The organism is Blautia massiliensis (ex Durand et al. 2017) (assembly GCF_051861785.1).
Lineage (GTDB): Bacteria > Bacillota > Clostridia > Lachnospirales > Lachnospiraceae > Blautia_A > Blautia_A luti_A.
In genome coordinates this window covers 1,201,768-1,214,701 of the sequence record NZ_CP146725.1, presented here as the reverse complement: position 1 = coordinate 1,214,701, position 12,934 = coordinate 1,201,768, and the positions used below count along the sequence as shown (strand labels likewise).

At 48.1% G+C, this 12,934-nt stretch carries 5 protein-coding genes; 4 read left to right on the top strand and 1 reads right to left on the bottom strand.

What is annotated here, in order from left to right:
- Positions 1-11: 11 nt before the first annotated feature.
- The 3 genes from V9W66_RS05815 to V9W66_RS05805 are packed head-to-tail and all read left to right on the top strand — an operon-like array spanning position 12 to position 9,537.
- A complete protein-coding gene (locus V9W66_RS05815; RefSeq protein ID WP_144100516.1) occupies positions 12-5,663 on the top strand; it encodes a glycosyltransferase in 5,652 nt (1,883 codons plus the stop codon).
- Entirely contained in the window at positions 5,639-8,086 is a 2,448-nt protein-coding gene (locus V9W66_RS05810) for a glycosyltransferase family 2 protein (RefSeq protein ID WP_144094802.1), read from the top strand. The genes V9W66_RS05815 and V9W66_RS05810 overlap by 25 nt, the downstream gene beginning before the upstream one ends.
- 11 nt (positions 8,087-8,097) lie before the next feature.
- On the top strand, positions 8,098-9,537 hold the full coding sequence (locus V9W66_RS05805) for an ArnT family glycosyltransferase (RefSeq protein WP_243121785.1): 1,440 nt from the start codon (positions 8,098-8,100) through the stop codon (positions 9,535-9,537).
- Between the two features lie 108 nt (positions 9,538-9,645).
- Here the strand turns inward: V9W66_RS05805 and V9W66_RS05800 are convergent, their stop codons facing one another.
- A complete protein-coding gene (locus tag V9W66_RS05800; RefSeq protein ID WP_144094800.1) occupies positions 9,646-10,893 on the bottom strand; it encodes a D-alanyl-D-alanine carboxypeptidase family protein in 1,248 nt (415 codons plus the stop codon).
- 181 nt (positions 10,894-11,074) lie between these two features.
- On the opposite strand from V9W66_RS05800, the gene V9W66_RS05795 reads away from it, so the two are divergent.
- Entirely contained in the window at positions 11,075-12,934 is a 1,860-nt protein-coding gene (locus V9W66_RS05795; RefSeq protein WP_144094798.1) for a glycosyltransferase family 2 protein, read from the top strand.

Below are 12,934 nucleotides of genomic sequence, written 5' to 3'. Positions count from 1 at the left end.
GAGGAACGACTATGGCGGAGTTGAATTTAGATTATTATACGGCGAAGGATCATTATTCCGATGGGGATATCGAGGAAACACTTCTGAAAATGGCGCAGGAAGGCAAATCTTTTGAGGACCTGCCGGAGAATGAGGTGAGTTTTCCCATGGTCTATCATTTTTCCGGGCTGCGGGAGAACATCTTAAGCTGGTACCCTCTGAAAAAGACGGATTCCGTTCTGGAGATCGGAGCCGGATGCGGAGCCATTACCGGAATGCTTTGCCGCAAGGCCGGTTATGTGACTTCCGTGGAGCTTTCCAAACGTCGGGCAGATATCAATTATGCGAGAAACAGGGATAAGGAAAATCTGACGATCATGGTTGGAAACCTCAATGACATGACTTTTCCGGAAAAATTCGACTATGTGGTAGTAAACGGTGTGCTGGAGTATGCCATGAGCTTTACCGAGGGAAAAACTCCTTATGAGACATTTCTTCAGCGTATGGGCGCTTATCTGAAGCTGGAGGGAAGACTTCTGATCGCCATTGAGAACAGACTGGGACTGAAGTACTTTGCCGGAGCACCGGAGGATCACACAGATCTTCACTTTTTCGGGATCAACGGATATCCGGGAAATCAGTCTGTGCGCACCTTTTCCAAGAATGAACTGGGAGAGCTGCTGGAAAACAGCGGCTTTCCTTTTCTGCGCTTTTACTACCCATATCCGGATTATAAATTTCCAACAGAGATTTTTACAGATGAGAGCCTTTATACCAATTTCTACGGAAGAAGCTATCCTGTATACACAGATAAGACCGCAGATCTTTTTGCAGAAAGTGAAGGCGTAAAGGCCTTTGAAAAAGAGAAGATCCTGGACAGCTTCGTAAATTCTTTTCTTGTGGAGGCCGGACGTACCGAGAACCGGGATCCGGAAGAAATTCTTTATGTGAAGCTGAACCAGGAGCGAAAAGAAAAGTTCCGTCTTCTGACCAGAATCGTTCGGGAGAACGGAGAGGTCCGTGCGGAAAAAGAGGCTATGGTGCCCCAGGCTGAGGAATTCATGGAAAAACTGAAAAAAACCGGAACAGAGAGTACCGGATCCGATAAATACAAGAATCTTCCCTGCAGGGCAGAAAACGGAAGGATATCCTACCCGCTTCTTACCGGAAAAACTCTTCACCAGGAAATCACAGAGCTTGCCCATAAAGAAGATCTTGAAGAGATCAAGGATCTTCTTAAAAAATTCTATCAGGAATTTTTCAAGGCTCGGCAGGCTGTGGATTACAGGACCGGAGAGTTCTGCGAGGTATTTGGGGATCATCCGGGAAGAAATGATTACGAATGTGTCTGCCCGGCCAATGTGGACCTGATCTGCAGTAACATCTTTATGGGAGAAAAGGAAAATCAGATCATAGATTATGAGTGGATGTTTGATTTCCCTGTGCCTGTGAATTTTATCATGTGGCGCCTGATCCATGAACTGTATACCCATATTTCTGAGCTGCCGCGGTTATGCCATGAGGATGAGATGATGGCGGAGTTTGATATCAGCTATACAGACTATGAAATATTTATGGATTGGACCATGCATTTCGTCTATGAGTATGCGGGCTGTGGTTCCCTGATTCCGTTTGAGAAGAAAAAGATACCGGTTTCCGTAACAGAGCTGGTGAACAGAGAAAGGGAAAAGCATCAGATGTACAGCAAGCTGTACTATGATTTTGGGGAGGGGTTCTGTGAAGAACATACACTTTATTCAGCAGGAAAACTTTCAGGAAACCGTTTCCGGGTAGAGTTTGCGATTTCCGGTATCAAAGGAATACGAAATTTCCGCTGGAATCCCGCAAACGGCCATTTCCTGAAAGTAAGGATAGAGCGTCTGGATTGCGGATGCAGCGCGGAGCTCGTGCCCCATAGTGTCCATATGAAGGTGGATAACAGTACCACTGCGTTTTTTACCACCGAGGGCTTTTATATGATTGATGTTACACACCCGGAAAATGTGGACAGGATCATAATAGAGGGAAAACTTGAATACCTTGAGCTCCCGGATGTGGAAAAGCTCTTGGCCTTTGAAAAAGAGCGTGAAGTACGCAGAGAACAGGAGCGTGTCAGAAAAGAGGCTGAACGTGCCGCAAAGCAGGCAGCAGAGGAAGCAGCAGAGGAAGCAGCCCGTGCGCAGGAAGAGGCTCTTCGTCATCCGGGCAAAAAAGCGCAGGTAAAGAGACTGGTCAAAAAGGTTCTTCGTTATCATGCAGAGCCGGCAGCAGTGATGGGGGTGGAGACAACTCCTACCTGTATGGGAAGTGTTGATTTCTTTCATTATGAGAATGGTACCTTAAATGCCATTGGCTGGGCTTTTGATCCGACGTTTGCGTCTATGGGACAGACAAGGATCGCATTTTACCAGGGAACACAGAAGCTTCGGGAGGCTTCCTGTACTACGATCTACCGTACGGATGTGGCTAATGCCATTGGAAATCCGGATGCGGAAAATGCCGGATTTTCTTTCCTGGCAACGGTTCTTGCGCCGGCAGAGACTTCTGTTTTCCTGGAATACGGAACCGCAGCGGATACCGGAAGATTCCTTATCGGAAAGATTCCGGGAACCAGGGATCAGAAAGAACTTCTGGTATATGCGATCGAAGATCCGAAGAGTATTGGAAATCTCCGCCATTTCAAACAGTGTTATGTACGCAGCGCGAGAAAGGCATATCCACAGGCAGTCTATCAGCAGAAGGTGGATGTGATCGTGCCGGTTTACAACGGACTGGAGTATTTTGATGCCCTGTTTTCCGGAATTGAAAAGACAAAGGTTCCATATCGTCTGATCATCGTAAATGATAAGAGCCCGGATCCTGAGGTAGGAAACTATCTGGAAAAATATGCCGCAGAGCATGACAATGTGGTACTTCTTAATAATGAGATCAATATGGGCTTCCTTCCGTCTGTAAACCGTGGATTAAAGATGGCGGAAAATCATGTTGCCCTTGTAAATACAGATGTGGAAGTTCCGGAAGAGTGGCTGGAGCGCCTGATGCTTCCGATCTTTGCAAAGGAAAATATTGCAACCACCACACCGTTTACCACCTGCGGAACCATCTGCAGCTTCCCGGATTTCTGCCGGGATAACAAATTGTTTGAGGGAATGCCGCTGTGGGAGATCGATGATGAATTCCGCATGATCCGTCCGCAGTATCCGGCTATGCCTACCGGTGTGGGCTTCTGCATGGGTATGAACCTGAAAGCAATCCAGGAGGTTGGCCTTCTGGATGAGGAGAATTTCGGAAAAGGCTACGGTGAGGAGAATGACTGGTGCCAGCGTGCCATAGCTGCAGGCTATGAGAACGTGCATGTGGATAACCTGTTTGTATATCACAAGCATGGTGGAAGCTTCCCGTCTGAGGAAAAGCAGAGACTTTTGAAAGAGCACAGTGAGGCGCTGCTCTGCAAGCATCCGGATTACAACAAGGATACTGCGGATTACTGCAGAAGAGATCCGCTTCGTCCGGTAAGACTCTACGTGGAAATGAAGCTTCTCAACAGGAAACTGGATGTGCCTACCATTGTGGCCTTTGACCATGATCTTGGCGGTGGTGCCACCGCTTATCTTGTGGAGAAAAGGCGGCTGGCTCTGCGGGAGGGATATCGTTTTGTGACCATCCGCTATGATATCGGGAGCAACTGTTTTTACTTTACGTATCAGTATAAGCAGTATGAGATGGAATTTTTTGCAAATGATCTGGAAACTGCCCTTGGTGAGCTGATGCGTGTGGATGAGATCTGGATCAATGAGCTTGTTACCTATCAGAATCTTTACGGAACCCTGGAACGTATCCTGCGCCTTAAGAGAGAGCAGGGGGCGAAGCTTCTTATGCTTCTTCATGATTTCTTTGCCCTTTGTCCGGCAGTGAATCTGATCGATGCAGAGGGAAAATACTGCGGCGTTCCATCCTGTGAGGTCTGCGATAAATGTATTCCGGATAACCGCAGCAATGCCTGCACAGAATACGGGACAGGAACGCTCTGGCGCACAAAATTCAGGGAATTCCTGCTCCATTGTGATGAGATCCGTGCGTTTTCCGATGATACGGCCAGGCTGTTCAAGCGTGCTTATCCGGATGTATACAATCTCCATGTGATCCCACATGCACCTCATTACCTTCCGGCGGTGAAGAAAACCGGGAAGATCACAGAAACCTTTAACATTGGTCTTATCGGTGTGCTTTGCTACAAAAAAGGCCTGGAGGTTGTGAGGGCACTGGCAGAATATATCGAAGAGAATGAACTGAATATCCGTCTGAGACTGATCGGTACTTCCGACGAAGAGATCGAAAGTACGGTATTTTCCCAGACAGGAAGATATACAAGAGAGGAGATCCCAAGACTTACCCTGGAGCAGGATATTGATATGTTCCTGATCCCGTCCGTATGGCCGGAGACCTTCTCCTACACAACCTCGGAGATCATTTCCATGGGATTTCCGGTAGCTGTACTTCCGGTAGGTGCACCTGTGGAACGTGTGAAACGCTATGCCCGGGGTCTTGTCCTGAAAAATGAACAGCCGGAGAATATTGTGGAAGAGATGATTTCCCTGTGGAAAACTCTCGGCGGAAATGAACTTCCTGTGGAAAACCGCAAGTTCCTTTTCGTAGGAGAGGAGATTTCCTTTGCTTCCAGATATCGTGTGGAGCATTTCCGGGAGCAGCTGATTCTTAAGGGCTATGCATCGAAGTTTATCCAGATGGATCAGGCAGAGCAGGAAAAGATCGAGGAATATACAGCAATTGTGATGTACCGCTGCAGCAGACTGATGGAAGCAGAACTGCTTGCCAACCGGGCGAAAGCAGCCGGGATTCCTGTTTACTATGATGTAGATGACCTGATATTTAATTACGAAAAAATTTCCAGACTGCATTTTCTGAAGGGAAGCGAGTACAGCGACTTCCGCACAACTACAGACCGTATCCATGGATGTATGGGATTTTGTGACGGATATTTTACATCCACGAAGACACTGGCAGGAGAGATCCGGGAAGAATTTCCGGGAAAACCGGTGGTGGTCAACCGCAACTGTATGAGTATGGAGATGGAAATCCTTTCCCACGAGGCTGTGGAGCAGACAGACAAGGATAAAGACCGGATTTATATCGGATATTTAAGCGGTTCCAAAACCCATGATCAGGATTTTGCCCAGGTGGAGGCAGCACTTCTGGAGGTGATGGAGCGCCACCCGGAGGTTTATCTGAAACTGGTGGGTGTGCTGGATGAATCCGGAATGGAGCCGGTGCAGAACCGCATCGAGAAGCTTCCGTTTATGGACTGGAGACAGCTGCCTGCCGTGATCGCAGGGCTTGATATCAATCTGATGCCGTTGGAGAACAGCCTGTTCCACTGGTGTAAGTCCGAGAATAAGTGGACAGAGGCTGCCCTTGTAAAGGTTCCAAGTGTCATGAGTCGTAACTGTGAGATGGAATACGTGGTTGAAAATGGAAAAGATGGCTGGATGTGCACCACAAAAGAAGAGTGGGTCAGTGCTCTGGAAGCTCTGATTACCGATGAGAAGACCAGAAAAGCCATGGGTGAGGCCGCACATCAGAAGGTTATGGAGCATTACCTTACAGTAAATACCGGAAAGGATGCAATGGAGGAACTGTTATGCAGCGAGAGCTATACGAAGTAGAAAAGGACAGGTTTGACCTGAAGGACAGTTCTCTGTATCACCTTCAGGGAACCTGGCCGAAGGATCATAAGCCGGAAGCCGTTCTTGACGGGGAAAAGCTTCCGGCAGCCATCAGTGCCCAGGAGCGTGTCAGCGCCCTGGAGCGCTTTAAGGATCTGGATCTGGTAAACGGAGAACGTGTGCAGATGGAAATCTGCCTGCCGGATCTGGAGGACAAAAAGAAGCTTGTTGTTTATGCGGTAAAGGGTGAAAAACGTGTCCGGTGGTTTTCTGTTTCGGCAGCACAGCTTTACAGGAAACAGGGAAAACCGCAGTACTTTATTGAGAGCATCGAGGTGGAAGCCGGGGAAAAGATCTGCCGTGTCCGTGGCTGGGCAGCCTTTAACAGCCCCCTGACCATACGACTGGAGAATCGCAGCCGGAAGGAAATTCCCTGCGAGATCACCAGACTGAAACGTGTGGATGTACAGAATCAGTACCAGGAAACAGAGATCGATGAGAAGAGCGGTTTTTTCTTTGAATTCCATTATGACAGTGTGAAGGAATTCTACATTGTATTTGAGGCAGGCAATGTGCGGACGCTTCGTCTGGTACATCTGCAGCCACAGAAGCGCCTTGCGGAGAAAGCGGCGGTATATTTCCGTAAGGGAAGCCGTTACATGAAGCTTCACGGGGCAGCAGCCCTTACCGGAAAGGTATTTGGAAAGGTGCTGGACCGTAAAAACCGTCCGGTGGATTATTCCAAATGGATCGTGAAGCATCTGCCGGACAAGGCAGAGCTTGCAGAAGAAAGAAAAACGAAATTTTCCAGGAATCCAAAATTCAGTATTGTGATCCCGCTTTACAAAACACCGGAAAAATATCTCCAGCAGCTGGTAGATTCCATAGAAGCCCAGACCTACGGGAACTGGGAACTCTGTCTTTCCGACGGAAGCGGAGCAGATTCTCCTCTTACCGATTATCTGAACAGGCTGGAAAAAAGTGATGACAGGATCCGTGTGATCCGCAACGACCAGGCACTTCAGATCGCAGAGAATACCAATGCGGCCATGAAAGCGGCAACAGGAGATTTTATCGTGTTTGCAGATCATGATGATGAGCTGACTCCGGACGCTTTGTTCCGGTGTGTGAAAGCGCTGAATGAGGATCCGGAGCTTAAGGTTCTGTATTCCGATGAAGATAAGATGTCCATGGACGGGCACAAATTCTTTCAGCCGCATTTCAAACCGGACTTCAATATTGATCTTTTGTGTACAGTAAACTACATCTGTCATCTTTTTGTCGTAAAAAAAGAGATCGTGGATCAGATCGGAATGCTGAAAAAGGAATTTGACGGTGCACAGGATTATGATTTTGTGTTCCGCTGTGTGGAAGCTGCGGGAAGAGAGCAGATCCATCATATCCCCAGGATCCTTTATCACTGGAGATGCCATGAGGATTCCACAGCAGAGAATCCGGAAAGCAAAATGTATGCCTTTGATGCAGGAGCACGTGCCATCAAGGCTCATTATGACAGACTCGGAGTTCCGGTGGAAATCGAAAAGGGTGAATATCTTGGACTTTACCGTACAAAATTCCTCTGGGAGGAAAAACCGCTGATCTCCATCATCATCCCAAACAAGGATCACATCGATGATCTGAAGAGATGTATTGATTCCATCGAAGAAAAGGCAACTTACCGCAATTATGAGTATGTGATCGTGGAGAACAACAGTACGGAGGATGAGACCTTTGCTTACTATAAAGAGCTGGAAGCATCCAATCCGAAAGCCCATGTGGTGTACTGGGATGGTATTTTTAACTATTCTGCCATCAATAATTTCGGAGCTGCTCATGCTAAGGGTGACTATCTGCTTCTTCTCAACAATGATACGGAGATCATCAGCCCGGACTGTCTGGAGCAGCTTCTGGGATACTGTATGAGACCGGATGTGGGAGCTGTAGGAGCACGGCTCTATTATGAGGATGATACCGTACAGCATGCAGGAGTCGTCGTTGGCTTCGGCGGCATTGCGGGACACTGCTTTGTGCAGCAGAAGAGAGACGCTACCGGATACTGCCACAGGATCATCTGTGCCCAGGATTACAGTGCTGTAACCGCAGCCTGCATGATGGTGAAGCGTGAGGCCTTTGATAAGGTTCACGGATTAAGTGAGGAATTTCAGGTTGCCTTTAATGATATAGATTTCTGCCTCCGTCTGGGAAAAGCCGGATATCTGGTTGTATACAATCCTTATGCGGAGCTTTATCACTATGAATCCAAATCCAGAGGTCTTGAGGATACACCGGAGAAGGTGGCAAGATTTAACCGCGAGATCGCTTCCTTTGAGAAGCACTGGCCGGAGATCCTCCGTGACGGAGATCCTTACTATAATCCGAACCTTACACTGGAGAGCCAGGATTTCTCTCTGAAGCGGATATAGGAGGTTATATTTTGGAAAAGAAAAAAATCTGGAAGGATGAGAGAGCTCAGGCAGGGGTTCTTGTCCTGGCAGCATTTCTGCTCCTGACTGCATGGGCGTTCATGCAGCCCCTGGGGGCAGGCCCCGATGAAAAAATGCGCTACATGGTGGCACAGTATCTTCATGAGCATCCGGGAAAGCTGCCTCTTGGAGATGAGCCAACCATCCGTGATGCGACATGGGGGATTTCCTATGCCTATTATCCGATCCTTTCCTATATGGTATCTGCTGTATTTATGGGGATCGCAGGTCTGTTCCATGCTTCTGCAGACGGATTGCTCCATGCGGCGAGGATGGCAGATGTGCTCTTTGTGACCGGAGCGGTATATTTTGTGGTGAAAGCATCCGGAAAGCTTTTTCCGAAAGAGGGAAGATGGCTGTTTGCCGCACTGGCAGGCTTTATGCCGCAGGCATTGTTTCTGGGAACTTATGTAAACACGGATTCCCTGGCGCTTTTATCCATGGCGATGATCCTGTATTCCTGGTCCTGTCATCTGGAAGCGGGAGACTGGAGCTTCAGAAATTCGATCCTTCTGGCTGTTGGGATGGCGGTCTGTGCACTGTCCTACTATAATGCCTACGGATGGATTTTATGCAGCTTTCTGTTTTTCTGCCTGACAGTCCTTCTGTGCAGGGAAGAGCCGGTAAAACAGAGAGTTGCATTTCTGTTCCGGAGAGGGATCGTGATCGCGGCAGTAACCTTTGCTTTATGCGGCTGGTGGTTTATACGAAATGCCGTTCTCTATGACGGAGATCTTATTGGAAGAAAAGCCTGTGCACAGTGTGCGGAAAAATATGCGGCTGTTGATTACAGACCGTCCAGATACCCCACACCGGAGAAACTGAACTGGTCATGGAAGGATATCCTTCTGTATCAGGACCCGGGCTGGCAGCATAACTGGCTGCTGACAGTACTGGTAAGCTTTATCGGAACCTTTGGTCTGATGCAGATTTATATGCCTTATAATGTGAGCAAGGCATATTTCCTGTTCTTTGGAATGGGTGGGATTGGTATTTTGACCATGCTGGGAATATTTTATCCGAAGAAACGTACTGTGGTAAAAGAACGAAAAGCAGCAGGAAGTGAAAAGCTGAAGATAAAAACAATAACCGTGTACGATAAATGGGACAGAAAAGGAATCTTTCATCTGCTGCTGATCCTTCTGATCCTGATCCCTGTGGGTCTGTTTATGTATTATGTATATTATAGTGACAACCAGGCACAGGGACGTTATATCATGCCGGCACTGTATCCGGCCATGTATTTTGTGACAGCCGGATGGAACCGTCTGCTTGAGCGTTTTGTAAAAAAAGAAAATATCAGAATGTGGATATACCGGGTCCTGACAGCACTTCTGGCTGCTTCGCCGTTTTTATGCTATATCTTCCTGGTAGTTCCGTTTTATGGCTGACACCCAGATGGTGAGATGGCAGAAAAAAATCCCTTCTATGTATCCGGATATGACCGGTACATAAGAGGGATTTTTTGATTCTGAAATATATTTGCCTGGGAACCAAGATCAGGAACGGATGATCCGGATCATGCGCCACAGCAGAAGGATAAGGAGCAGGATGCCCACACCGCCAATGGCAAAATACGGGATCTGGGATCTGGATTCGGAATAAGCTTTTGCAGAATCCATGTTTTCATCATTTTCCAGTACATCGGAGGAGCTTTCCTGGGAGGAATCCTCGACAACTGCAGTTCCCACCTGAGTTCCGCCAAAGGAATAGGTGCGTAAGATCTGACCGTCAGATTCCGTATCTTCCGTAGTCAGGTCGTCTGCGGTCGCACCGGATGGAACCATTACAGTGCCGCCGGACAGGATGTGAAAATCATCCTCGCTGAGATCCAGAAGCTGGAAATTGGAAAAACCGTAATCCAGAAGTGAGATCGCTTCGGTGGCTGTCTGACCGGTCGCTCCGTTCATGACTACTGCGATCAGAGTAGTACCGTTTCGCTGTGCAGCTGTGACAAGAACGCTTCCGGAAGCAGTGGTGGTACTTTCACGACCACCGATACATCCTTCATAATAGGAAGCGGATGCAGGATCTGTCATGGCAAAAGAGCTCGTCAGGTTACGGGTACCGCCGGAAACATTGGTAGCCGGGATCGTATAGGAGGTGGCTCCGGAGATGGTGCGGAAGCTGTCATTACGGATAGCCGCCTGCATGATCAGAGCCAGATCATGTGCTGTGGTATGCTGGTTGTCATCCGGGAGACCGGTAGGATTGGTGAATACCGTATTGGTACATCCTAGCTCCTTGGCACGGTCGTTCATTTTCTGGACAAAGGCATCCACAGATCCGCCGATCTGTTCTGCGACCTGGAGAGCAATGTCATTGGCAGAGGCCAGCATCAGAGCGTAAAGGCACTGCTCCATGGTAAATACCTCTCCGAGCTGTGAGGAAATATGAGCGCCTCCGTCTGTAACACCGGATACACCGGTTTCTGTCATGGTAACCTGATCGTCAAGCTGGCTGTTCTCCAGTGCCAGAAGACAGGTCATGATCTTAACTGCGCCGGCCGGAGAAAGCGTGGTGTCCATATCCTTGGCATAGAGGATCGTATCGGAAGTATCTTCCATGATCACAGCAGATGCGGAAGTGATCTCAGGCCCCTGAGGCCATCCGCTGATCCCATTGGTGGTAACACCGGAGGATACAGCAACAGCGGTTTCTTCTGTGGCGAAAACTGGAGTCTGGAACACCATGGAAGCGGAGATCCCAATAGCCAGAAGCGCTGTGGTTATTCTTGATTTTTTCATGATAAATGGTACTCCTGTATAAAAAATAATTCTTATGTAAGCAATACATACGTAAACTCAGTATAACACATTTCCTCTCTTCCTTGCAAAAAAAATGATGGAATGGTAAAATATGTTCATCAAACTGTTACTGAGAACAGAGTGAACAGTAACATCAAACTGAGTAATACGGAGATAATATATGAGTAAAGATGATTCTACAGGAAAGATCCAATGGGACAGACTTATAAAGAAGCTTTCCCCCTATACAGTACAGAAGGGCCTAAGATACCTGAAGCATTATGGCCTGAAAGAGTTCTGGATCCGGCTTCATGAGCGTTTTGAACCGGAAGAGGTTCCTTACGGACCATGGTATGAGGCATACAGACCTGACGAGGAAACACTGGAGAAGCAGCGGAAACGCAAATTTCCGGATGGGCCGCTGATCAGCATTGTGGTACCTGCATATCTGACACCGGAGCGTTTTTTAAGACAGATGCTGGACTCTCTCCTTGCACAGACATATGAGAACTGGGAGCTGTGTCTGGCAAACGGAAGCCCGGAGGATCCGGACATGCAGACTGTGCTGAGATCCTATGCAGAGATGGACAGGAGGATCCGCTATCAGGATCTGAAAGAGAATCTTGGCATTGCAGAAAATACAAACGCAGCTTTTGCCATGGCAGAGGGTGATTTTATCGCACTTCTGGATCATGATGATCTGCTGGCACCTAATGCATTGTATGAGATTGCGGCGGCACTGGAGGAGCATCCGGAGGCGGATGTGATCTATACAGATGAGGATAAGGTCACGACAGATCTTTCTGAACATTTTCAGCCCCATCTGAAACCGGACTTTAACCTGGATCTTTTAAGATCCAATAATTATATCTGCCATTTTCTGGTGGTAAGACGTTCCGTAGTGCAGACAGTGGGCGGATTCCGCCGGGAATTTGACGGCGCCCAGGACTATGATTTCATTTTCCGCTGTGTGGAGAAGGCAAGGGAAGTGGTCCATGTACCGGAGATCCTTTATCACTGGAGGACCCACAAATCCTCCACAGCAGATAATCCGGCAAGCAAGATGTATGCTTTTGAAGCCGGCAGACGTGCCATTGAGGGGAATCTCAAACGGACCGGAACTCCGGGAACCGTGGAGCATACTCCGGATTTTGGATTTTACCGTGTGAAGTATCCGGTGCAGGGAGAACCTCTGGTTTCTGTTATCATTCCGAACCGTGAGGAGAAAGAAACACTTCAGGCCTGCGTGGAATCCATTTTTGAAAAAACTGCCTACAAAAATTACGAGATCATCGTTGTGGAGAATAACAGCAGCTCCGAAGAGATCTTCCGATATTACAGAAAGCTTTCGGAGGATCCCAGGGTCCATCTGATCCGCTGGAAAAAAGGCTTCAACTATTCTGCCATCAACAATTTCGGGGTGCGCCATGCCAAAGGAGATTACCTGCTTTTCCTGAATAATGACGTAAAGGTCATCGATCCGGACTGGATGTCAGAGATGCTGAGCGTGTGCCAGCGTAAGGAAACAGGTGCAGTTGGCGTCAAGCTGATCTATCCGGATAACACCATTCAGCATGCAGGCTGCGTGGTGGGAATGGGCGGAATTGCCGGGAACATGTTTGTGAATATGCCGGCAGAGCGTACCGGATATCTCCATAAAGCCTCTCTTCTGCAGGATATGAGCTGTGTGACTGCAGCATGTATGATGATGAAGAAGGAAGTTTTTCTGGAGGCAGGAGGCTTTACGGAAGAGCTTGCAGTTGCGTTTAATGATGTGGATCTCTGTCTGAAGGTGCGAAGCCACGGCCATCTGATCGTCTATGATCCGTATGTGAAGCTCTATCATTACGAATCCAAGTCAAGAGGCACTGAGGACAGCGAGGAAAAGGTCCGCCGTTTCCAGACGGAGATCGAATACATGCGCTGTCACTGGCTGGATATCCTGAAAAAAGGAGATCCATACTATAACAAAAATCTTTCTTTAACCAAATGGAATTATTCCCTGAAGCCCCTTCCGGGAATGGGAAAGAAGAAGGGATAA

Bases quoted from the DNA above. Each gene is read 5' to 3' on its own strand.
- V9W66_RS05815 (WP_144100516.1), top strand. From the start codon at position 12: ATGGCGGAGTTGAATTTAGATTATTATACGGCGAAGGATCATTATTCC.
- V9W66_RS05810 (WP_144094802.1), top strand. From the start codon at position 5,639: ATGCAGCGAGAGCTATACGAAGTAGAAAAGGACAGGTTTGACCTGAAG.
- V9W66_RS05800 (WP_144094800.1), bottom strand. From the start codon at position 10,893: ATGAAAAAATCAAGAATAACCACAGCGCTTCTGGCTATTGGGATCTCC.
- V9W66_RS05795 (WP_144094798.1), top strand. From the start codon at position 11,075: ATGAGTAAAGATGATTCTACAGGAAAGATCCAATGGGACAGACTTATA.